Source organism: Mycobacterium sp. IDUB_21, assembly GCF_055419425.1.
The window spans coordinates 378488-401850 of the sequence record NZ_JBVAXQ010000004.1; the positions used below are offsets into that span (position 1 = coordinate 378488).

Annotated in this window: 19 protein-coding genes; 8 read left to right on the plus strand and 11 right to left on the minus strand. The window is 66.4% G+C overall.

Going from position 1 to position 23363, the window contains the following annotated elements; genetic code table 11:
• Window positions 1-3: 3 nt before the first annotated feature.
• Entirely contained in the window at window positions 4-1365 is a 1362-nt protein-coding gene (locus tag ACZYY4_RS09025) for a DEAD/DEAH box helicase (protein WP_463809571.1), read from the minus strand.
• Between the two features lie 290 nt (window positions 1366-1655).
• Here ACZYY4_RS09025 and ACZYY4_RS09030 point away from each other — a divergent pair, with 290 nt between their 5' ends.
• Window positions 1656-2684, plus strand: a complete 1029-nt coding sequence (locus ACZYY4_RS09030; RefSeq protein WP_463809573.1) for an ABC transporter substrate-binding protein — start codon at window positions 1656-1658, stop codon at window positions 2682-2684.
• Here the strand turns inward: ACZYY4_RS09030 and ACZYY4_RS09035 are convergent.
• The 7 genes from ACZYY4_RS09035 to ACZYY4_RS09065 all read right to left on the minus strand — a co-directional run bounded on the left by ACZYY4_RS09035 (window position 2663) and on the right by ACZYY4_RS09065 (window position 12139).
• Entirely contained in the window at window positions 2663-4081 is a 1419-nt protein-coding gene (locus ACZYY4_RS09035) for an SDR family NAD(P)-dependent oxidoreductase (RefSeq protein ID WP_463809575.1), read from the minus strand. The genes ACZYY4_RS09030 and ACZYY4_RS09035 overlap by 22 nt on opposite strands.
• 44 nt (window positions 4082-4125) lie before the next feature.
• Window positions 4126-7488, minus strand: coding sequence for a TM0106 family RecB-like putative nuclease (locus ACZYY4_RS09040; RefSeq protein WP_463809577.1), 3363 nt, complete (start codon window positions 7486-7488; stop codon window positions 4126-4128).
• A 118-nt stretch (window positions 7489-7606) separates the two neighbouring features.
• Window positions 7607-8332: a ferredoxin--NADP reductase gene (locus tag ACZYY4_RS09045; protein ID WP_463809579.1), complete on the minus strand. Its 726-nt coding sequence runs from the start codon at window positions 8330-8332 to the stop codon at window positions 7607-7609.
• Between the two features lie 11 nt (window positions 8333-8343).
• A complete protein-coding gene (locus ACZYY4_RS09050) occupies window positions 8344-8940 on the minus strand; it encodes a DUF1326 domain-containing protein (protein WP_463809581.1) in 597 nt (198 codons plus the stop codon).
• A 25-nt stretch (window positions 8941-8965) separates the two neighbouring features.
• Window positions 8966-9808, minus strand: coding sequence for a DUF2182 domain-containing protein (locus ACZYY4_RS09055; RefSeq protein WP_463809583.1), 843 nt, complete (start codon window positions 9806-9808; stop codon window positions 8966-8968).
• Window positions 9809-9853: 45 nt separating this feature from the next.
• A complete protein-coding gene (locus ACZYY4_RS09060; RefSeq protein ID WP_463809585.1) occupies window positions 9854-10759 on the minus strand; it encodes a haloalkane dehalogenase in 906 nt (301 codons plus the stop codon).
• 138 nt (window positions 10760-10897) lie between these two features.
• Window positions 10898-12139, minus strand: coding sequence for a PucR family transcriptional regulator (locus ACZYY4_RS09065; RefSeq protein ID WP_463809587.1), 1242 nt, complete (start codon window positions 12137-12139; stop codon window positions 10898-10900).
• 66 nt (window positions 12140-12205) lie between these two features.
• Between ACZYY4_RS09065 and ACZYY4_RS09070 the strand changes: the two genes are divergently transcribed.
• Together ACZYY4_RS09070 and ACZYY4_RS09075 are read left to right on the plus strand one after the other, a co-directional pair.
• The gene (locus ACZYY4_RS09070; protein ID WP_463809589.1) at window positions 12206-13306 is read left to right on the plus strand and encodes a ferredoxin reductase; all 1101 of its coding nucleotides are present in this window, start codon (window positions 12206-12208) and stop codon (window positions 13304-13306) included.
• 10 nt (window positions 13307-13316) lie between these two features.
• Complete coding sequence (locus tag ACZYY4_RS09075; protein ID WP_463809591.1) at window positions 13317-14489, plus strand: fatty acid desaturase family protein; 1173 nt, start codon at window positions 13317-13319, stop codon at window positions 14487-14489.
• 76 nt (window positions 14490-14565) lie between these two features.
• Here ACZYY4_RS09075 and ACZYY4_RS09080 read toward each other — a convergent pair whose 3' ends face one another.
• Together ACZYY4_RS09080 and ACZYY4_RS09085 are read right to left on the minus strand one after the other, a co-directional pair.
• On the minus strand, window positions 14566-15534 hold the full coding sequence (locus ACZYY4_RS09080; RefSeq protein WP_463809593.1) for a hypothetical protein: 969 nt from the start codon (window positions 15532-15534) through the stop codon (window positions 14566-14568).
• A 447-nt stretch (window positions 15535-15981) separates the two neighbouring features.
• Window positions 15982-16890, minus strand: coding sequence for an oxygenase MpaB family protein (locus ACZYY4_RS09085; protein ID WP_463809595.1), 909 nt, complete (start codon window positions 16888-16890; stop codon window positions 15982-15984).
• Between the two features lie 65 nt (window positions 16891-16955).
• Here ACZYY4_RS09085 and ACZYY4_RS09090 point away from each other — a divergent pair, with 65 nt between their 5' ends.
• Window positions 16956-17603 (plus strand): TetR/AcrR family transcriptional regulator, encoded by a 648-nt coding sequence (locus tag ACZYY4_RS09090; RefSeq protein ID WP_463809597.1) that lies wholly within the window; start codon window positions 16956-16958, stop codon window positions 17601-17603.
• 7 nt (window positions 17604-17610) lie between these two features.
• On the opposite strand, the gene ACZYY4_RS09095 is transcribed toward ACZYY4_RS09090, so the two are convergent.
• Window positions 17611-18186, minus strand: coding sequence for a VOC family protein (locus ACZYY4_RS09095; protein ID WP_463809599.1), 576 nt, complete (start codon window positions 18184-18186; stop codon window positions 17611-17613).
• An 89-nt stretch (window positions 18187-18275) separates the two neighbouring features.
• On the opposite strand from ACZYY4_RS09095, the gene ACZYY4_RS09100 reads away from it, so the two are divergent.
• From ACZYY4_RS09100 to ACZYY4_RS09115, 4 genes are read left to right on the plus strand one after another with little or no spacing between them, the layout of a single operon-like run.
• Window positions 18276-18929: a TetR/AcrR family transcriptional regulator gene (locus ACZYY4_RS09100; RefSeq protein WP_463809601.1), complete on the plus strand. Its 654-nt coding sequence runs from the start codon at window positions 18276-18278 to the stop codon at window positions 18927-18929.
• A 3-nt stretch (window positions 18930-18932) separates the two neighbouring features.
• Window positions 18933-20048: an alpha/beta hydrolase family protein gene (locus ACZYY4_RS09105; RefSeq protein ID WP_463809603.1), complete on the plus strand. Its 1116-nt coding sequence runs from the start codon at window positions 18933-18935 to the stop codon at window positions 20046-20048.
• Window positions 20024-20995 (plus strand): 2-hydroxyacid dehydrogenase, encoded by a 972-nt coding sequence (locus ACZYY4_RS09110; protein ID WP_463809605.1) that lies wholly within the window; start codon window positions 20024-20026, stop codon window positions 20993-20995. Before ACZYY4_RS09105 ends, ACZYY4_RS09110 begins: the two co-directional genes overlap by 25 nt.
• A gap of 32 nt (window positions 20996-21027) precedes the next feature.
• Complete coding sequence (locus ACZYY4_RS09115) at window positions 21028-23232, plus strand: acyl-CoA dehydrogenase (protein WP_463809607.1); 2205 nt, start codon at window positions 21028-21030, stop codon at window positions 23230-23232.
• Window positions 23233-23363: the final 131 nt, after the last annotated feature.

The following is a 23363-nucleotide window of genomic DNA, read 5'->3' on the forward strand; positions in this document are numbered from 1 at the left end:
CGGCTATCGGGAGGTTGCGCGCTGACGTGAGCGGCCCGGGGACCCGGCCCGCCTGACGTTGCCACCGTTTCCGCCGTTGCCACCGTTTCCGCCATTTCCGCCATTTCCGCGGGACGTATTGCGGCGGCGTTGCGGCCGACCGCTGCCACCAGGTGCGGCGGCGGTGACGACTGGCTTGGGGGCCGGAGCCTGGTAGGGGGCGACCTCGCCGACCAGCACGGTTACCGGCTCGGACTGCGCGCTCACCTGTTGCGGGCTGGCGGTGATCCCGGCCTTGCGCAGCAGCGCCGAGGTGTCCCGGCGCTCCTCGGGCAGCACCACGGTGACGACGTCGCCGGCGCTGCCGGCGCGCGCGGTCCGCCCGGAGCGATGCAGGTATGCCTTGTGCTCGGTGGGCGGATCCACGTGCACCACCAAGCCCACCTCGTCGACGTGCACTCCCCGCGCGGCAATGTCGGTGGCCACCAGCACCCGGGCGGTACCGGTGGCGAACGCAGCCAGGTTGCGGTCCCGCGCGGGCTGAGACAGGTTGCCGTGCAGGTCGACCGACGGAATACCGGCCTCGGTGAGCTGGCGGGCGAGCTTGCGGGCCTGATGCTTGGTCCGCATGAACAGGATTCGCCGATCACTGCCCGAGGCCAGCCGGTGCACGAGCTCCTTCTTGCTGTTGGAGTCGGCGACGTGGAACACGTGGTGGGTCATCGCCGCCACCGGCGAGTTGGCCTCGTCGACGGAGTGCGACACCGGGTTGGTCAGGAAACGCTTGACCAGTTTGTCCACCCCGTTGTCCAGGGTGGCCGAGAACAGCAGTCGCTGACCGCTCGGCGGAGTGGCGGCCAGAATGCGGGTGACACCGGGCAGGAAGCCCAGGTCAGCCATGTGGTCGGCCTCGTCGAGCACGGTGATCTGCACCGCATCGAGGCTGACCAGCTTCTGGCGCATCAGGTCTTCCAGCCGACCCGGGCAGGCCACCACGATGTCGACGCCCGCGTTGAGCGCGGACACCTGACGGGTTTGGGACACCCCGCCGAAGATCGTGGTCACCTTGAGACGGTGCGCGGTGGCCAGCGGCTGCAGGGCAGCGGTGATCTGGGTGGCCAGCTCCCGGGTGGGCGCCAGCACCAGGCCGGTCGGGTGGGCCGCGCGGCGGGTGGTGACGGTCGCGAGGCGAGCCGCCAGCGGGATCGAGAACGCCAGCGTTTTGCCGCTGCCGGTCTTGCCGCGGCCCAGCACGTCACGGCCGGCCAAGGTGTCGGGCAGGGTGTCGATCTGGATGGGGAACGGGCTGGTGATGCCGCTGGCGGCGAGCACGCCGACCAGCGTCGCGGGTACGCCCAGCTCGGCAAATGTGGTTTGGGTATTCATTGGGTTTCGGTGCCTTTCGGGCATCGGGTGTGCCCCGGGCCTGCGACGGTGTCGGCAGGCGGCGGTCAGCACAGAGTGGCGAGATTGCCGGTGGGCAAAATCGATCGCCGCGAGAGGAGCTTGTGCTGGGGCACGAATCATCGGGGTTTCCGGCTGTGATACCCGGCCAGGCCGGTGCCGGTGGATGAGGAAGCAGTCCACGACGTGTCGGCATCACATGACGCCAACCTTGGATCAGAGCTTACCGCATGATCGGGGCCGGCGGTAACCGCGGGGCCATAGTGGAAGGTGTGAAGATCCGCGCTGTGCTGGTCACCCCGCTGTCGGGGCCGCTGGCCAGGTTCGCAGAGGCCGGGGCCGGCGCACTGACACTGTGGTCGCAGCGCTGCGGGGTCGACCTGGAGGTCATCGACGCTCACCCGTCGGCGGCAGCGGCGATCCGGGCCGCCGAGGCCGACCGGCCCGAGGTGGTGTTCGGGCCCTACGGTTCGGGGCCGGCCCGCGCGGCCGCGGCCGCGGCCACCGGCGTGGTCTGGAACCACGGCGGGGCCACCGCTGCCCTGGTCCGCCCGGCGTATCCGCGGGTGGTCAACGTGGTATCGCCTGCTTCCCGCTATCTGGCTGCGGTGCTTGACGTCATGGCCTCCGAGGGGCTGGCGGCGGGCTCGCAGGTGGTGATCCTGCATGCCGACACCGGCTTCGGCCGCGAGGCGGCCGAGGGGGCGGTGTCGGCGGCCCGGCGTCTGGGTCTGCGGCACCAGGTGGTCAGCTTCCGTCCGGGCCGGGTGGCTGCGGCGCTGGCACAGGCCCCGACCGGTGACGTGCTGTTGTCGGCCGGCTCCTTTGAGGACGACGTTGCCGTCGCGTCATGGAGCCGCGAATATCGTTGGCGCGCTGTTGGGTTGGTGGCTGCCGGAGTCGACGAACTCCGGGAGGCCATCGGCGAGCGGGTGGAGGGCCTCTACGGGCCGTGCCAGTGGTTCGGCGACGGGGCAGTTGATCCGGTGGATGGACCCGACAGCGTGTGGTTCAGCCGACGTTACCGGGACGCCACCGGCACGGAGCCGCCCTATCCAGCCGCGGCCGCCTTCGCCGCGGGGGTGATCTGGCAACGTTGTGTGATCGAAGCGGAAACCGTTGAGCCCGAACAGGTTTTCGCCGCGGCGCAGCGGCTCGACACCACCACCTTGTTCGGCCGGTTCCGTCTCGACCCGGTTACCGGCGAGCAGAGCGGCCACCGGGTTCGCGTCGTGTCATGGCGAAACGGTCGGCGGGTGGTTTGCGATGGGCCCGGCGACTACCAATTACTCGGCGAGTAATCCTTGAGAAAACACCCGTACAGGTCCTCGCCGGCCTCCCCGCGCACAATCGGGTCATATACCCGCGCGGCACCGTCGACCAGATCCAGCGGGGCGTGGAAACCCTCCTCGGCCAGCCGCAGCTTGGTGGGGTGCGGGCGCTCGTCGGTGATCCAGCCGGTGTCCACGGCGGTCATCAGGATGCCGTCGCTCTCCAGCATCTCTGCCGCGCTGGTGCGGGTGAGCATGTTCAGGGCGGCCTTGGCCATGTTGGTGTGAGGATGCCCCGGGCCCTTGTATTGCCGACTGAACTGGCCCTCCATCGCCGACACGTTCACCACATACTTGCGCCGCGCCGATGCCGCCGCCATCGCCGGGCGCAGCCGGCTCACCAGGATGAACGGCGCGGTTTGATTGCACAGTTGGACCTCGAGTAGTTCCAGGGCGTCGACCTCGTCGACCCGCTGGGTCCAGCTGTTCACCGCGGCGGTATCGGGCAGCAGGCCGCCCGCGTCGATCGCGGTGCCGGCGGCGATCCGCTCCGGGGATGCGCTGCGGGCGGTCAGAGCCAGTTCGGTCAACGCGTGCGGCGCCTGGTGCTCGGCGAGGCTGCCGGCCAGGGCGGCCGGGTGCGCGTCGCTGACGTGGTCGAAGGTGATGACGTCGACGAGCTCGGACGCCGGGGTGCGTTCGGCCTCAACGAGTGCGGCATACGAGCCTGGTGGGCGGCGCACCGTCTGCGCCGCGTTGTTGATCAAGATGTCCAGCGGGCCGTCGGCGGCCACCGCATCGGCGAGTGCGACGACCTGGGCCGGGTCGCGCAGGTCGATGCCCACCACCTGCAGCCGGTGCAGCCAGTCGGCGCTGTCGGGCATTGCCGCGAAGCGGCGTACGGCGTCGTTGGGGAAGCGGGTGGTGATCGTGGTGTGCGCGCCGTCGCGCAGCAGCCGCAGCGCGATGTACATGCCGATCTTGGCGCGCCCGCCGGTGAGCAGGGCGCGCCGGCCGGACAGGTCGGTGCGGGCGTCGCGCTTGGCCCGGCTCAGTGCGGCGCACTGCGGGCAGAGTTGGTGATAGAACGCATCCACCACCGTGTAGTGGCTCTTGCAGATGTAGCAGGCCCGTGAGCGCAGCAGGGTGCCCGCCGACGCCCCGACCGTGCCGGACACCAGCGGAATGCCCTGCGTCTCGTCGTCGATGCGGCCGGGCGCGCCGGTGGCGGTGGCGGCTATGACGGCGTTGTCGGCGGCGGCCACCGCGTCCCGCTTGGCGTCTCGGCGGGCCTTCTTCACCGCTTTGAAGATGCCCGCGGTAGCCCGCCGTACGGCCACCGCATCGGGGTGCTCAGGCGGCAGCGAGTCGATCTCGGACAACACCTGAAGGCAGGTGGCGAGCTTCTCCGGGTCGATGGCGGTCACGCCTGAAAGGGTACGGCCCGTGTCGCACGCTGATTCCCGTTGTCTTACGCACCGACGGATTGCGGCGCCTGTGCCTGCACGTATTCGACGAACGCGTTGAGGGTGCTGATCATCTTCATGTCCTCGACGGTGCGGGCGCGGGTGTTGAGCAACTCGTCGGTACACACCAGGTAGGCCAGGCACCGGGCGCGGCTGATCGCGACGTTGAGGCGGTTGCGGGAGAACAGGAAATCCGCGCCGCGGGTCATGTCGTCACCGCTGGAGGTGGCCATGCTGAAGAAGACCACGGCGGCCTCGCGGCCCTGGAATTTGTCGACGGTCCCGACCTGCACGTCGGCGGTGTGTGGGTCACGGCCCAGCCGCTCCCGGAGGGTGTGGACCTGGTCGTTGTAGGGGGCTACGACCATGAAGTCACTCGCCAGCAAGGGCTTTGCCACCCCCTCGAAGTTGATCCATTCGGTGCCGATCAACCTGGTGAGCTCACCGGCGATGAGATCGGCCTCCTCTGCAGAGGCTGTCGCGTTGCCGCGGTGTTCAGCGCGCAGCCAGCGCAGCCCGGTCCCGGCGGCGGTGGACTGTTGGTCGCAGTCGGCGTGGCTTCGCAAGCGGCCCTCGTAGATGTGCTCGGAGATGAACTCGCACACGTCGGAGTGCATTCGCCAGGTTTCAGACAGGAAGACTCCGCGGTCGTCGGGCAGGGTGACGTGCTCTCCGAGAACGTGTTCGAGGATGCTGCACCCGCTCCCACCGGGGTGGCTCGCGTGGGCGACCTGCGGCAGCTGCAGCGGGTCACCCAGCATCACCACATTGCGGGCCGAACACGATGCGGCCAGAGCGTCGACAAGCGAGAGCTGCCCGGCCTCGTCGATCAACAGGACGTCCACCGGCGCGCCCTGCATCTGCTTGGAGGAGAACAGCCACGTCGTTCCCGCAACAAGGTTGAATTCGGTACGCGCACACTTGTTGTTGTCGCCGTACGAGACACCTGACATCGGAGCGGAATCGGACTCGGTTCTGCGTACCGCACGCAGCCGGTCGGTGCCACCTTTCTCCGCGAACACGCTCACGGTCTTCTCGAGCAGATTCACGATGGCGTGGTGACTCATTGCGGTGATGCCCACCCGGAAGCCGGCCATGACCAGCGCATGCACCAGATGTGCTCCACGGTATGTCTTCCCGGTACCGGGCGGTCCTTGGATGGTCACGAAGCTGTGATCGAGGCGGGTCACCCAGCTGGTCATGTCGGCCAGGTCGTCATTGAACACGCCGCCGGCCGGGCCGTCGCCGTGGAAGCGGGGAAGTTCGCGGTGCAACAGCGACATCGTCACCGGGTTGGCCGCGCTGCCGTCGAGCACGGTATCGGCGAAGCCCTGTAAGGCCAGTGCTTTGGGCATCGGGTCGACCCAGTCATGCAACACGACAGCTCGCGGCAGGTATCCAGTCTCCTGCAGCTTCTCGCTCCACACCAGATCGACCTCACACGTTTTGCGGTTCAGCGAATCGATGGTGGTGTACAGAAGTTGATCTTCCGGTGCAAGCACCATCACTTTGCCGCCCTGCCGGGGAAACCGGTCGAGTACCTGCCTCGGGAAGGTGAACCGCTGGACCGGGGTGATCTGCTTGCCCCTCTTGCCAACCCGTTTGATCCGTTTGACGGCCTGCAAGTCGGCCAGCGTTTCGGGATCCTCCAGGAGCTCAGACGGATCCGCCTGCAGCTTAGCAACCTTCGGCGCGACGTAGGCCCGCCATTCCCGCCGCCAATACCCCAGCAGATCACCAAGAAAATATTGAACGGTCTCCGGTCCGAAGTCATGCAGACGGGTAATGCGCTCGTCGAGTTCGGGAATACCGGGATCCGGATCGAGATGCGCTTGTCGCCAAGACAGTCCGGCGGGACGGTGCGAAACCAGCCAGTCCCGTAGCGCCAGTGTCGCGCGCACATCGTCTTCGTTGTAGACCGCGATGGCGTCGAGGTCGGACGGGTTCTTCTCAGTCAGGTAGCGCTCATATTGAACGACCGCGCCGGCTCCCTGATCGATGTCGTGACTGCGCTCGAAATCGGTAAGTCGTTCCAGATATTTCAGGCCGTACGATTCGACGCCGGCCTGAATACTGTTGCGTGCCACCGCGTACAGATCGATGAACACGCCCGTGTCGATCAACTCGGCCAACGTCACCTCAGCCACCCCGTGCGACTCCGCCATTGTTTGCAGAGCGGAACGCTCGGTGTGGTTGTAGTGGTAGACGTGCATTCCCGGAAACCGGGCACGCCGTTGAGCCAGATAATCCACCAGTTCGGTTACCGCAGCCGCTTCCTGCGTCAGATCGTGCGCCCACCAGGCTCGATAGCTCCATTGGCCCTCGGCGTCGCGTTCCAGCAGCCCGAACAGGAAGAACAAGCCGGCATCGGCGCGCCAGAACGGATGGCCCTCGAAGTCGACAACCACATCCCCACCGTCGGGCTGCGGCAGTTCTTCCAGCCCGCGCCCCCATGTCGCGTCCTCGCCGGGGGGAATCATCGCAAACGGCAGCGGCTCATCAGGCCGGCGGACCGTTTGGGCCTGCAGTGCAGCCTGATCGATCAAGCGTGTCAGGCGCTCGGGTCGCACGCCCTCCAACGGGCCGCTCGCCTGAGTCAGCTGACTCAGTGTGGAAACACCCGCTGCCGTCAAGGCCACAATGTCGGTCTGGCGGATGCCCGCCACGTAAATCAACGAGTCCTCGCTCCGCCATTGCTGCTCGCACACGGCATTGAACTCGCAGAACTGGCAGTGCGGGCAGGGCCGCGGGACGGTCGCTTCGGCCGGGCCGGCATCCAGCGCAGCGGCGAGTTGGCCTCGCAGCCGCCGCCAATAGGGCAGAAAATCGATGACACGGCGCTTCTCCATCCGGCCCGACCCCAACCAGATATGCACCTGCTGCGGCCGGCGGCCGGTGAGTGCCTCGATGGCGTCGGCGTAGAAACACAACTGGAGCAGATGCCCCGGCTTGGCGTCCGTCCGCGTCAGCTTGGCGTCGACCGGCTCATAGGAAACCTCACCGGTGTCAGGATCATCAACGCGCACCACAAAATCCGCGACACCTCGGATACCGTCGTGGATGAACGGCATCTGATAGACGACGTCCCAGTCACCGTCGAAAGGGTTACCGACCCGGCCCACCCACGCTGCGAACGTCTCACCGTCACGCTTGGCGGGTACCTCCAGAATCGACTTACCCCGGCGCCGATAGTCGGCCAGGCAGTCCTGCTCGTGGGCAAGGCCCTTCTCGGTGAGCAGCCGGGCAAACGATCCGAATGACATGTCGGGCTCGGTGCGTTGCCCGCTGTCGACCTGGCTGCGCAACGTCAGGTAGTGCGGGCAGTCCAGCCACGCGGTGATCTTCGATGGCGTCATCAACCGTTGCATGGTGGGCTTCCTCCGTTGTGGCTGTTTACCGTACCGCCGTCAGCGCCGACCGCACGACCAACCACGGGTCGACCATCACTCGATCTCTGACAACGCGATAGCGGTGTGCAGCAAACGATCAGTAGCCGGAGAACTCCGCAGACTTGATGGCATCGTCGTCGACGCCCAGGTCCTGGAGTAAGTCCAGCATCGCCAGCGCCATCCGCGGCGGCCCGGCCAGGTAGTAGACCGGGCTCATCAGGTCCGGTAGATGCCGTTGCAGCAGTTCGGCGTCGATGACGCCCGTCGCTCCCGACCAGGGCTGTGCCGAGGTGTCCGCTGCGGTCATGGTCGCGATCAAACGGAGCTGCGGGTTCGCCTGCTGCAGGTCTTCCAGTTCGGGAAGAAACGCCGCCAGTTCAGGTCGCCAGTTGGAGTAGAAGAGATAAAGCGGATGCTGCAGCGATTCGTGCGCGGCATGTCGGGCGATCGACAGGAACGGGGTGATGCCGATGCCACCGGCCACCAGCACGGCCGGCCGGGAGACGTCCCGATGCAGCACCAGATCGCCGTCGGCTTCGCTGATCGTCACCGTCGTTCCGGGCGGCGCATCCTTGAGAAACTCCTTGAATGCGCTGTCCCGCAGCCGCATCGCGATCATCAGCTCGGTTTCGTGGGGCGCACTGGCGATCGTGAATTCGCGGGTGGACCCCCTACTGTCTTCCTTCGACGGCGGATCGATCAGCGTCATCTGAAATGACTGGCCCGGCTGATACTCATAACCGTCCGGCTTGCTGAAATAAAACGCCATGGTTCCTTCGGCGACCAGCTCCCGGCGCACCAGGTGGGATTCATACAAGTCCACGGCGAACTCGCTCAGCAGGCAAAGCTGAACTCGGTCTGGGTGGATTGGCGGCCCCGAAATTGCAGGCCGTGTTCGGTGTCGGTCACCCGATGCCGAACGACCTTGCCCGGATAAGTCAAGCTGCCGTAGACGTGCCCGAGGGCGGTGTTGTTCAAGGTGGTGTGTGAGCCGTCCTTCGCGGTGAAACCGGCGACTTCCGCTTCAAAAACACCGTCCACTTTGAACCGGCCGCTGCCTTTGTCGACGTCGAACTCGATCGGCGCCCGGGTCACCCCGACGATCTCTTTGATCAGGCCGGCCAGATCGGCCAGTGGCCCGCCCGCCTGGCCGGTGAAGGCAGTGATCAGGGCATCCTGCTGGCCGTCGTCGGCGCGGTCGTCGACGATGACGAACACCCTGGTGTTCACGTCGAAGATGTTGTCGGCGTGGTGACCGAGCAGCCCCAGATTCAGCCCGGACACGTCGACGTCGTTGATTTGGCCGGCATCGATGTGGAACACCCAGTTGAATCCGCAGTTGTTGCCGTCGGCGTTCTCGCCGATCGTGCACGGGCACAGCGACCGGCAGCTGCACACCTCGGCCATGCGACCGTTCAATTCGTATCCCACGGCGATCTCCTATTCGGTCCCTTGATCAATGGTGATGCATGTCGGTCGGGGACTGCAGGGGTTCATACAATCCCCAGCCCGACAGTCGATCTCCGTACAGTCCCATCAATGCGGCGGCGACCACCAACCCGACCCCCAACGGGGTGACGATCCGCCTGCCCCAGCTGGCGGTCTTCTCGACCAGCATCACCGCCGTGAGCACCAGCATGGCCAATACGTTGCCGAGTCCGGTGCCGAACATGATCAGCATCAACGCCCAGCAGCAGCCCAAGCAGGACACTCCGTGGCGCAGCCCCAGCGTCCAGGCACCGCGGATACCGCGCCGGTAGTGCGTGAACAGGAAGGCCCGCGGGTCGCGACACTCGGTCAGACAGCGGTCCTTGAGCGAAGTCAGTTGGAAGACTCCGGCGATCGCCAGGATCACAGCCAGCATCAGATGCGGCCGGGCAGCGATCCAGGTCAGCTGTGCCGGGGCCGTCCAGGCCCGGACGCCGGTGGCTACCGCCACCGCGGCCAGGGCGAATGCCAGCCACAGCGCCAGGTAGCCGGCCAGGAAGGCCGTGCGCACCGCGGCCGTGCGCGGCGCGCGGGCGCTGACGACGGTGAACATCCGCACCATCGGAATAGCCGTTGGCAACATCATTGCCGCGGTCATCTCCAGCCAGGCCCCGGCCAGTAGCAACACCGAGACCGCGACACCCCCAGCTGAAGCACCTTGGGCGATGCGCAGATCATGCTGATGTCCGGCCGCGAGGAGCGCCACCCAGCACACCGCGGCAATCGTCCACAACAGCCGGCCCGGGTCGCGGAACCACTCCCGGATCGACGGGCGGGAGCGACCGGTCGACTGCTCAGACGCCACTGCCACGATGCCCCTTCCTCCGGTTCCCGCTCCGCTGCGCTGTGCCCGACCTCAGCGCAGCGTCTCCTCCCACGCCAGGATGCGCCGAGCCAGTTCCGGGCCGGCGTCCTCCTGGATGAAATGGCCGGCCTTGATCCGAGCATGGGGTTGCCCGGCGGCACCCGGAATGTGGGCGATCAACGGGCGGTCGGCGTGCCCCAGGATCGGGTCGCGGTTTCCGAAGATCGCCAGGAACGGCTTCTCCCAGCGTCCCAGCGTGTTCCAGGCGGACCGATTGGCTCCGATCGCCGGGTCATCCGGCGAGGTCGGCACCAGCCGTGGGAAGGCGCGGGCACCGGCCTGGTAGCTGCGGTCCGGGAACGGCGCGTCGTAGCCGGCGCGCACTTCGGCGGGAACCGGGTACACGGTGGCCACGTTGATCAGATGACCGGCTGGGAACACCGGTGAATACGTCGCCAGCGTCCGCCAGGCGTAGAAGGCCAGTGGGGTGCGTTGCTGAGCTGTGGGCAGAAAACCATTGGCGATCACCAGTTTCGCCATCCGATCGCGCTGCTCGGCGGCGATGCGCAGCCCGATCAGCGATCCCCAGTCCTGGCCGAACAGCGTGACGTCGCGCAGATCCAGGCCGGTCAGCCACGCCGTCACCCACTCGACGTGGCGCAGATAGCTGTAGTCAGCGCGGCGGGTCGGCTTATCCGAACGTCCGAAACCGATCAGATCGGGCGCCAGCACGCGATGTCCGGCTGCGGCCAGCGGCCCAATCATGGTGCGATACAGGTAACTCCAGGTCGGCTCGCCGTGCAGCAGCACGATCGGCGGCCCGTCAGCCGGGCCCTCGTCGAGGTAGTGCATGCGTAGCGGTGCGGTGTCACCGGCGGCAACCTCGGCGTAGTGGGGTTCGAACGGATATCCGGCCAGGTTGTCGAACCGCCAGTCCGGGGTGCGGCGAATGTCCACGGCTGAAGTCCCTCCGTCGGGTGCTGTGGTCTTCGGTACCGATAATGCCGCACGCCGGCCGACCGGCGTCCACCCGGTGCCGGCACCGTGGGCGTGTGACGCCACCGCCCCTCCGACGGACGATCGGCCGGCCCGTTGCTATTTCTGCCGGGTCGGCGGGATCGCCAGCGCCACAGTCAGTTCTAGGATGGTTTGCGGATCATTGAGCCGGTCGCCGTAGAGCTCTCGAAGCTGCGTCATCCGGTAGCGCACCGTCTGGGCATGCACAAACAGTTCTGCTGCCACCGCATCACGCTGGCCGCGGTGCAGCAGCCATGACCGCAGCGTTTCTTCGAGTCGTTCGGCGGTATTCGGCCGCAGCCCTGCCATCGGTGCCAGTACCTGGCGGCGTAGGTCCGCGACGGCCTCGGGGTCGGCGCCGAGAACCAGTTCGGCGAGGTGGTTCTCGGTGTCGACCGCGTCTGTGTCGTTCAGGGGTGCCAGGCCGCGGGCCCGGAGCGCCCGGCGATAGGACGACTGCGCCTGCATCCATTCGCGTGCCGGCCCGACGACGGCCCGCCTGCCCTGCAGTACCCGCAGTAACTGGGGACGGTTGGGGCCGTGCATGTCTGGCACCAGCAGCACAACGGCCGACTCTGAGGCGTCGATACCGGGCAGATCCTCGCTGAGTTGCAGCGTCGATTGACTGAACCGCGATGCCAGGCCACGGGTCTGCGCAAGCGGCAGCAACACCGCGGTCAGGGTGGCCGGCGGCTGCCAGTCCGCCCGTTCGGCGTTGGCGAGCAGGACTTCGACGTGTTCGCCGGCCAGGAGGTTCTGTCCGAGCCGGTCAAGATAGCGCTGCCGGACCCGGCCCGCCGTCGCCAGTTCATCGCCATGCCCGGACACGCTTGCCGCCGACAGTTCGTCGATGAACGCGAACACCAATTCGGCGAACCTCGCCATGGTGGCGGCGCCCAGGCCACCGGACACCGCTGTTGCCGACAGCTCACGCCACGCCACCCGTGCGCCGACACGGTACGCCGACAGTAAGGCGTCCATGGATCGGCCGGTGCGGGCCTCGCCTCGGCCGAGTTCGTAGGCGCCGTCAAGTGCCGGTGACAGCGACAGGCTCGGATCGGAGTCTTGTGAGCGGGCGGCAAGTTGCAGGAAGGCGCCGAGCGCCATCTGAACGGCGCTTTCGATGGTCTGGCCCATCCGTCCGCTGAATGCGTCGGCGTAACTGGGCACTTCGACCGTGACAGCCGCGACCGTCAGTTCGGCTACTTTGGGCAACACGGCCTGCAGACTCGCGACGATGTGGCCCTCCAGATCGAGGCCAGTGAACCCGCGAGGCTCACGTCCAGGCGCCGCTTCCGTCAAACTATTCCCTCCGAACAAATTTATGGCGACAGTTCACGCCCTAAGGACAAGAGTTTATATCCCCAGGTGGGTGATGGTGGTGTCATGACAACCACGGCACCCCGTCCCACCGCCGGCGCCACGCTGCGTGAACGGGTCCTGAAGTTCGCCGAACGGGTCACCACACCGCTGCTCCCGGCGGATTACCTCGACCTCGTGGATCCGCTGCGCTTCGGCGCTGACCTGCGCGGACGGATCGTCGCGATCCATCCCGAGACCCGCGACGCGGCCACCGTGGTGATCAAGCCGGGGCGGGGCTGGCGGAGCCATGTGCCCGGGCAATACCTGCGCGTCGGCGTTGATGTCGACGGTGTCCGCCAGTGGCGGGCCTACTCCTTGACCTCAGAGACCGACCGGGCCGATGGGTGCATCACGATCACCGTCAAGGCAATGCCGGACGGGAAGGTCAGCAACCACCTGGTGCGGCGCGCCACAGTGGGAACCATCGTTGCGCTCGATCACGCCACCGGAGATTTCACCCTCCAAACCCAGGGCGCCGCGATGCCCCGCAAGGTCCTGTTCATCACCGCGGGCAGCGGCATCACCCCGGTGATGGGGATGCTGCGCAACCACCTGGATCATCTCGACGACGTGGTGGTCGTGCACTCCGCCCCGACATCGGCCGACGTGATCTTCGGCGACGAGCTGCGGATGCTGGCAAGCCAGGGTCGGATCAGGCTGGTGGAGAAGCACACCGACACCGACGGAATCCTCGATCTCGCCGACCTCGGCGATCTGGTGGACGACCTTGCCGAGCGCCAGACCTGGGCGTGCGGGCCCACCGGACTGCTCGACGCACTCGAAAAGCACTGGGCCGAAAATTGTCTCGCCGACCACCTGCACACCGAGCGGTTCCGGCCGGCCGTCATCGCCGCCGGAGAAGGTGGCACGGTCACCTTCACCAAATCCGGCACCCTGGTGGACGCCGACGGGTCGCTGACACTGCTCGACGCGGGCGAGGCCGCCGGTGTGCTGATGCCCTCGGGCTGCCGGATGGGCATCTGCTTCGGATGCGTCGTACCGCTGCGGCAAGGGGCGGTACGCGATCTTCGCACCGGCGAAATCACCACGGCCGCTGAAGGTGACGGCGTCGCCATCCAGACGTGCGTGTCCGCCGCCGCGGGCGCCTGCCACATCGACTTGTAAGGAACCAGACATGACTACTCTGCAGCGCACCCAACACAACCCGATCGCGCATCTGCGCGATGCCGACATCGAGAACCTCGGCATCGAACTCGACGCCATCCGCCAGCAGGTGATCGCCGGCCGTGGCGACAGTGACGCCGCCTACATCCGCAACGTCATCGACCTGCAGCGCAAACTCGAACTGGCCAGCCGCGCCGTCTTGCTGTTCTCACTGTTCCCGCCGGCCTGGCTCGCCGGAACGGTGGGTTTGTCGTTCTCGAAGATCATCGAGAACATGGAGATCGGCCACAACGTGATGCACGGCCAATGGGACTGGATGCGCGATGCGAAGATCCACTCGACCACCTGGGAATGGGACAACGCGTCGCCCTCGGAGATGTGGAAGCACTCCCACAACGAGTTGCACCACACCTACACCAACGTGATCGGCAAGGACAACGACCTCGGTTACGGCATCATGCGGGTGGATGAAGACCAGCGCTGGCAACCGTTCTACCTGGGCCAGCCACTGTGGAACTTCGTCAACGCCTGCTTCTTCCAGTACGGCATCGCCGCCTACGACCTGCAGATCGGCAAGTACCTCAAGGGCCGCACCGACAAAGCGGAGTTCCGGCGCGACGGCAAGCGGGTGCTGGCGAAGATCCGCCGCCACCTCACACGTGACTATCTGCTGCATCCGCTGCTGTCCGGCCCTTCGGCGGTCACCACGCTCACCGCGAACCTGACCGCCAACCTGGTCCGTAACCTCTGGACCCACTCGGTGATCATGTGCGGGCATTTCCCCGAGGGCGTCCAGACCTTTGAGAAGACGTCGATCGACGGCGAAACCCGCGGCGAATGGTATCTGCGGCAGATGCTCGGTTCAGCCAATGTCTCCGGAAGTCCGTTCCTGCACTTCATGACCGGCAACCTGTCGTTCCAGATCGAGCACCACCTGTTCCCGGACCTGCCGAGCAATCGGTATCAGGAGATCGCACCACAGGTACGGGAGCTCTTCGAACGCTACGGACTGACCTACACCAGCGGTCCGCTGGTCAAACAGGTCGGCTCGGCGTGGAAGAAGGTGTTCCGGCTCTCACTGCCCAACGACTTCCTGCGCAACGCGACGAGCGCCGTGACTCCGGCGTCGTTGGTACAGCTCATCTTCGGCGACGCGGCGCCCCTGGACAGTGCGGCAGCCTAGTTCGACTTTGTCCTGAGGTACCTGACGCACGAATGCCCCGGCAAGACCGGGGCATTCGTGCGTGCGGTGTGGTTGGTTACACGTCCGGCGTCAGCAGACCGAGGTCCAACGCGCTGTAGAGACCGGCGTTGGCCAAGTCGGCATCAGGCGTGATCGCGTCGACATCGGAGAAGTCGGTCGGTGCGAACCACGATGCCATCGACGACATGTCGAACGTGCCGAACGGCGTCTTGAGGAAGTCGACCGCGTCGGTGTCGTCGCCTGCCGGGTTGTAGTACAGGTTGGTGAAGCCCAGGCCCAGCTGGTTCTGGGAGTAGACGTCGCCGTCTGAGGTGACGAACTGGTCGTTGATGCCGCCGCCGAACAGCGCCTGCGTGACGTAGTTGGTACCCGACAGCGAGTCCCCCGCACTGTTGGTGAACATGGCCGTCAACTTCCAGGTCTCCGAGAACGGGTCGTTGTCGACGAGGATCTTGGCACCATCGACGGCGTACGTCGGCGACCACGTCACGTCGGCCGGAGCGTCCTCGCCCAGGCCCAGGTTCAGTGCGCTGTACAGGCCGGCGTTCTCCAGTGCCTCCAGCGGCGAAGCCGGGGGCAGATCCGCCACATCTGCCGGGGCGAACAGCGCCGCCATCGACGAGATGTTGAACGAACCGAAGGGCGTCTTCAGGTAGTCGACGACATCCTTTCCGTCACCATCGGCGTCGTAGTACAGATTGGTGAAGCCCAGGCCCAGTTGGTTCTGGTTGTAGATGTCACCGTTGGCGCTATCGATGAACACGGTGCTGAGCCCGCCCGACGACGGCGTGAGGTAGGTGACGCCGGCAAGCGCGTCGCCCTGGCTGGGGGTGAAGATCGAATCTACCGCCCACGTGTTGGTGAACGAGTTCGCCGCCTGCAGGATCTCCGCGTTGTCGACGTTATAGGTCGGTGTCCAGGTCACCGGGGCATCCGGCGTCTCCGTTGCGTTGGCGGTCGCGGCGGTCAGGAACGCCGCCGCTGCGGCCCCACCGACCACAGCACCCAATGTGATGAACTTCATGACATGTCCCCTTGTTAGCAGCTTGCTCTCTTGTTTCAAAGAGCTGCGCTTAGTTTAGGAAGATTCTATTGTCATGTCAAGTTAATTCACAGGAAAATGCCTCGTGACGAAGCGTCTCTCTTACCGGTCGCCGCTACCGTGTTCCCTGTCCGGTTTGATGCGACCGTCCGTCGCGGTGAATCTCTGAGACCGGCCGATTCCCGGAGTTGCTGACTCGGATCGGCGGCGCCTACCACGAACGAAGCAACGGTCCCAGCGGATCTCGCCCGACATCGGGCTGGTCGGCCGCCGCTACCCGATCACCTTCGTCATCGGCGTACCGACCGGGCAGGAGTCGATCCACCATTTCCAGAGGGCGCTGATCAGCGCGGGCATCAGCCCAACCGGAATCTGAGTAAATGCTTAACGGCTGTCTCGTGCTGGCGGCGGGGATGCCGCCGCCACAACTCACACCAGCGGGCGGCCGGTCCGCATCCGCCACCGCATGTCGGCCATCAAAGCGTTGAAGGGGAAGCGCCGCAGCGGCCCCGGCGTCACATTGTTGACGACCCTCAGTGCAGCGATCAGAGCGTCGAACTGGCGCTGCTTCTTGGCGTCCCACGGCAGCTGCATCTCGTCGCGGAACCGTTGCGGCAGAAAGCCGGTGGTGATGAACAGCATCGGCGCCTCGACCAGCTTGTGCAGCGGGCCGGGCAGCGTCAGCCCGCGCATCCGAACCGCGGCGATGTCATAGAGGTAGCCGCGGACCGGGTCGTCGATGTGGATATTGGTGTTCAACTGGTCTTGCCAGTACTTGTCGAACGCCTCCCGGTCTTCCGGCCACATGTCCTCTTTCATCTGCAGCGCGGTGCCGAAGATCTTGGCCTCCTGGTAATTCCGTTCGGCCTCCTCGTCGTCCAGGTCGCCGTAGAACATTCGGTAGAGGTCGACCGAGCCCTTGTAGAGGCACGCCGCCACCCACAACTGCAGTTCCGGGTCGAAGGCGCTGTACTTGACCGGGCTGCCCTCGGTGGACCGGACCTGACGGTGGGAACCGTCGACCGCTTTCTTGAACGCCTGCTGTTCGGCCTCGCTACCCAGCGCCACCACCGCCAGGTAGCCGATTGTGGTGCGAGCCCGCTTGAACGGGTGCAGATCCGCACGGCCGCTGTCGACCTTGCTCTCCAGAACCCCGTAACCCACGCCGGGGCGGGCCAACTGCATGATCACGTTGGCCGAACCGGCCATCAGCGACAAGCCGAACATGCCGTTGGCCATCTCCGCGCCTTTTTGCTGCTCAGGGGCGCGGCGGCGCCTCGGGTCCGGCGGCGCGCTGACCGGGCGTTCCACCTGCTGAAGCAATGCATTGGCGCTCATCGGCCACCCCAATTCTGATAACGGCTGTTTCCTGATATTGCTCTGTCTTCGGCGGCGGTGTCAAGATGTTGGGCATGGTGTCCACCAATGTGTCGGGGGCGCGCCCGTACGGCGGGGTCGACGCCGCTGACCGGCGGGCATCGCGCCGGGCCCGACTCCTCGAAGCCGGACTCGATCTACTCGGGGCCGACTTGCCGCAGATCGCCGAGTTGACCGTGCGGGGCATCTGCCGGCAGGCCGGCCTGACCGCCCGCTACTTCTACGAGAGCTTCGCCGACAAGGACGAGTTCGTCAGCGCGGTCTTCGACTCCGTCATCGCAGACCTGGCTGCCAAGACCCAGTCGATCGTGAAGTCGGCGCCACCCGATCAGCAGACCCGGGCCGGAGTCGCCAACATCGTGCGGACGATCGCCGGGGACGCCCGGATCGGACGCCTGCTGTTCGGCGTGCATCTGAGCAATGCGGTCGTGGTGCGCAAGCGGGTGGAGTCCAGTGCGCTGCTGGCGATGCTGTCCGGACAGCACGCCGGAACCGTGCTGCGACTGCCGGAGAACGACCAGATCAGGGCGGCCGGACATTTCGTGGTCGGTGGGGTGGCCCAGACGATCAGCGCCTGGCTGGCCGGTGAAGTGCGCTTCAAACCGGAACGGTTGATCGAGCAGTTGGCCGCTCTGCTGGACAAGCTCGGCGATCCGGCGCTGTACCGGGACTAAGCGAGGACTAGGTGGCGGCCGGAACCTGCCGGTCGGCTTGGGTCTTCGGCGTGACGTGCTCCACGTCAGGAGTGAATTCTTTGGTCCAGCAGGAGAATTCGAGCGTGATCCCGTCGGGGTCGAAGAAGTAGAACGACCGAACGTAGACACCGGGATGCAGCGTTGCACTGACCTGAAAATCGGACGTGTCGTGGTTGAGGACGGGACCGACCCGGACCCCCTTGTCCTTGAGTCGCTGCCGGTAGGCGTCGAACTTCTCGGCGGGTACGTGAAACGCCAGGTGATTCATAGTGCTTACCGCGCTGGTGATCTCACCGATGCCCGGGATGGCGGCCGGCGAGGAGATGCCCGGCACGCGATCCGGCGCGTCGGCGAACCAGAAGAACGCGACGCAGTCACCGTTGCCGGCGTCGAAGAAGAAGTGCTGGCCCATCCCGCCGGGCAGGTCCAGGGACTTGACCAGTGGCATACCGAGCACGTTGCTGTAGAAGTCGACCGTTCGCGCCATGTCGGCGCAGACCAGCGCGACGTGGTTGATCCCACTGATCTCGAACTCGGTGTTGACACCGTGCGGCTTGATCATGGCGGCTCCTCTGGTCAAGATCCGAAACTGAATCTAACATCAGATTCAGTTCTGATCCAGACCCAGCAGCGACAGGAATCGGTGATTCGGTGGCGACCCTCTCCGAACAACCCGCTTACCGCGACCCGTTGCCCACCCACCGGGGCCGGCGCACCCAGGCCGCGATCGACTCGGCCGCGCGCGCGGTGATCGCCCGCAAAGGTGTCCTGGCCACCACCATCGCCGATATCGCGGCGGAGGCCGGGCGGTCGGCGGCGTCGTTCTACAACTACTACGACTCCAAGGAGGCGATGGTCCGCGAGTGGGCGCTGCGGTTCCGCGACGAAGCCGGCGAGCGGGCATCCAGCGCTGTTCGGCACGGCCTGTCCAACCGGGAGCGGATCGAGCAGGCGGCTGCCGCGCACTGGCATACCTACCGCAACCGGCTGGCCGAGATGGTCGGGGTCTCCCAACTGGCGATGGTCAATGACGACTTCGCCCGCTACTGGGCGGAGATCTGCGCGGAGCCAATGGCTTTCATCACCGAAATGGTGAAACGCGCCCAAGCCGACGGCTACTGTGCCGATGACGACCCGGAACTGCTCGCGGTGGCGATCGTGTCCATGCTCAACCAGTTCTGCTACGTCCAACTGGCCATGCCCCGTCCTGCGGGCGCGCGGCCGGACGACCTCGATGACGAGGCCTGTATCCGCACCCTGGCCAACGTGTTCTATCGCGCCATCTACGCCGAGGAAGGTTCTTAGACCATGCCGGAGATCACCCGGGAGTTCATCGGCCTGACGTCACCCACCGCGCAGCGCGCCGGGGCCGGCGGTAACCCGTGCCAGGGCCTGTATCACCATGCCGCGGGCCACAATCCCGACGTGGCGATGATCGCCACCCATTACCAGATCGACTTCAGTGAGCACTACATCGCTGATTTCATGGCCGCCCGCGGGATCGGCTTCCTCGGCTGGAACACCCGGTTCCGGGGCTTCGAAAGCAGCTTCCTGCTCGACCACGCCCTGGTCGACATCGGGGTAGGTGTGCGGTGGCTGCGCGAGGTGGCCGGCGTGAAGACGGTGGTGCTGCTGGGCAACTCCGGTGGCGGCTCGCTGATGGCGGCCTATCAGTCGCAGGCACATCACCCGAACGTCGTGCCGCTGCCCGGAATGCGGCCAGCGACCGGGCTCGATGACCTGCCTCTCGCCGACGGCTACGTCGCCAGTGCCGCCCACCCCGGACGCCCCGAGGTGCTGACGAACTGGATGGACGGGGCCGTCGTCGACGAGAACGACCCGGTGCGTTCAGATCCCGAACTCGACCTGTTCGCCGAACACAACGCCCCGCCTTACTCACCGGAATTCGTCGCCCGCTACCGGGCCGCACAGGTCGCCCGAAACGACGCCATCACCGACTGGGCCGAGTCCGAGCTGAAACTCATTGGCGCCGCGGGGTTCTCCGATCGGCCGTTCACCGTGATGCGAACATGGGCGGACCCGCGCATGGTCGACCCCACCCTGGAGCCCACCTCACGCGAGCCCAACATGTGCTACGCCGGTGTGCCGGTCAAGGCCAACCGATCCGCGCGTGGGATCGGCTCCGCCACCACTCTGCGCAACTGGCTCGGGATGTGGAGTCTGCGGACTGCCCAGACCCGCGCCGAACCGCACCTGGCGCGGATCAGCGAACCGGCCTTGGTGATCAACGCCCACGCCGACACCGGGGTGTTCCCGTCTGACACGCAGCTCATTCACTCTGGCCTGGCCAGCACCGACAAGACACTGCGCAGCGTCGACACCGATCACTACTTCACCACCCCGGGCGCCCGCGACACCCAGGCCGACATCATCGCCGAATGGATAGGCCAACGGTGGCCCTGAGAGTCCTGGCGCACTTCATCCCCGGTCCCAAGGTCAACGACTTTGTTGTGCCCGAATCTGATTGGCTCGACATCCGGTGGTGCGCTGCAGACGACGACACCACCTTCCGCCGCGAAGTGGCCGATGTCGAGGTGATCTGGCACGTCCTGCGGACGCTGTCCGGGACGGACCTACGCAGCGGGCCCCGACTGCGGCTCGTGCAGAAATTCGGCGTCGGGATCAACACCATCGACGTCGACGCTGCCACCGAATGCGGTATCGCGGTGGCGAACATGCCCGGCGCCAACGCGGCGTCGGTGGCCGAGGGCACCGTCCTGCTGATGCTGGCTGTGTTGCGCCGGCTGCTGCCGCTCGATCACTCGACCCGTCAGGGGCGCGGCTGGCCCACCGATCCCGATCTGGGCGAGCACTGCCGCGACATCGGCGGCTGCACCGTCGGTCTCGTCGGTTACGGCAGCATTGCCCGACGGGTCTCGGGAATCGTCTCCGCCATGGGTGCGCACGTGCTGCACACCAGCACCCGCGATGACGGCCTGCCCGGGTGGCGGCCGCTGCCGGAGCTGCTGTCCGAAGCCGACGTCGTATCGCTGCACCTGCCGCTCACCGCGGCGACCGAGGGTCTGATCGACCGCGGCGGGCTGGCGCGGATGAAACCGGAGGCGGTTCTGATCAACACCTCACGCGGCGGAGTCGTCGACGAGGCCGCACTGGCCGAGGCCTTGGGCAGCGGGCGGCTGGCCGGCGCGGGGCTCGACGTGTTCGCCGTCGAACCGGTCAGCGCGGACAATCTCCTGCTCGGCCTGGACAATGTAGTGCTGACCCCGCATGTCAGCTGGTACACCGTCGACACCATGCGGCGCTACCTGACCGCCGCTGTCGACAACTGTCGACGGCTGCGAGACGGCCAACCCCTGGCCCACGTCGTCAACCAACCGACCGGTTGTTAGTTTGACCACACGCATACACCGAAAGGCGCATCATGCCGATAGCGATCATTTCTGAGCATCAGGACCTGGCCGATTCAGTGCGGGCACTCCTGACACGGGCGGTGCCGTCCGAGTTGCTGCATGCCGCAATGGACAATCCGATCGAGAATCCGCCGACGTACTGGCGGTCCGCCGCCGAGCAGGGCCTGGCGGGCGTGCACCTGACCGAGCAGGTCGGCGGGCAGGGTTTCGGCATCCTGGAGCTGGCGGTGGTGCTGGCCGAGTTCGGCTACGGCGCAGTACCCGGTCCGTTCGTGCCATCGGCGATCGCCAGCGCCCTGATCGCCGCACACGACCCGGCCGCCGCCGAACTGGCCGGCCTGGCCAACGGCGAGGTCATCGCCACCTACACACTCAGCCCGGGGTTGACGGCCACCGCCCAGGGTGACGGGTTGGTCATCCGCGGCGAAGCCCGCGCCGTCGCGGCTGCCGCCCAGGCGTCGCTGCTGGTGCTGCCCGTTGCCAAAGGCGGGGCCAGCGGCGAGGCGTGGGTGGTGCTGCGCGCCGACCAGCTCGAGATCGAGCCGGTCGAAAGTGTGGACCCGCTGCGTCCGATCGCCCACGTGCGCGCCAACGGTGTCGAGCTCGACGGCAAAGCCGTCCTGACCAACCTCAGCCAGGTGCAGGCGCACGCGCTGATCTCGACACTGCTGTCCGCGGAGGCGGTAGGGGTGTCCCGGTGGGCCACCGACACCGCCGCGGAGTACGCCAAGATCCGCGAACAATTCGGTCGCCCGATCGGTCAGTTCCAGGCCATCAAGCACAAGTGCGCCGAGATGATCGCCACCACCGAGCGGGCCACCGCCGCGGTCTGGGATGCCGCCCGGGCGATCGACGAGGCCGACCAGAACGGCTGGAACGCAGCGGGTTCGACGGTACAGTTCGCGGCGGCCGTGGCAGCGACCCTGGCCCCGGACGCGGCACAGCACTGCACCCAGGACTGCATTCAGGTGCACGGCGGGATCGGCTTCACCTGGGAGCACGACGCAGGCGTCTATTACCGGCGGGCGCTGATCCTGGCGGCCTCGTTCGGCCGTCGCGCCGACTACCCGCAGCGCGTCGTCGATACCGCCACCGGCGGCGGCATGCGCAAGATCGACATTGACCTCGACCCCGAAACCGAGAAGCTGCGCGCCGAGATCCGCGCCGAAGTGGCAGCTCTCAAGGCCATGTCGCATGACGAGCGCACGGTGGCGATCGCCGAGGGCGGCTGGGTGCTGCCGTACCTGCCGAAGCCGTGGGGGCGGGCGGCCGAGCCGATCGAGCAGATCATCATCGAACAGGAGTTCGCCACCGGACGGGTACGGCGCCAGGCGATGGGCATCGCGGCGTGGCTCATTCCGTCGATCGTGACGTTCGGCACCGACGAGCAGAAGCAGCGCTTCCTGCCGCCCACGTTCCGCGGCGAAATGATTTGGTGCCAACTGTTTTCCGAGCCAGGCGCGGGTTCAGACCTGGCCAGTTTGACCACGAAGGCGACCAAGGTGGACGGCGGCTGGCGGATCAGCGGGCAGAAGATCTGGACGTCGGCCGCGCAGTTCTCCTCCTGGGGCGCCTTGCTGGCAAGGACAGACTCCTCGGTTCCCAAACACGATGGCATCACCTACTTCCTGCTGGACATGAAGAGCGAAGGCGTGACGGTCAGCCCGCTGCGCGAACTCACCGGCGGAGCGATGTTCAACACGGTGTACATCGACGACGTGTTCATCCCGGACGAATTGGTGCTCGGCCAGGTGGACCGGGGCTGGGAGGTCAGCCGCAACACGCTGACCGCCGAGCGGGTGTCGATCGGCGGCTCTGAGATGCCGTTTCTGGCCAGCCTCGACGGGTTCGTGGAGTTCATGCGCGACGGCCAGTTCGACCAGGGCGAGCACCGCCGGGCCGGTGAATTGATCGCCGAGGGGCACGCCGCCAAGCTGCTCAACCTGCGCTCGACGCTGCTGACGCTGGCCGGGAAGGACCCGATGCCGGCGGCGGCGGTGTCCAAGCTGCTGTCGATGCGCACCGGCCAGGGCTACGCCGAGTTCGCGGTGGGCACCTTCGGCGGTGACGCCGCGATCGGCGACCGCGACCAGCTACCCGGTAAGTGGGCCGAGTACCTATTGATGAGCCGTGCCACCACCATCTACGGCGGCACATCGGAGGTCCAGCTCAACATCATCGCCGAGCGTCTGCTGGGTCTCCCCCGCGACCCGTAGGGGTCACTTTTTGTACCGCGAGCAGACACAGAATCGCACTCCCGGGGCCTCGCGCGGGCGTTGTCAAGCTGCCTGGAGTCGTTCGGGCTTGGGAAGGTTGATGCCGACGGTGTCGCTGGGGGCGGGGGTTT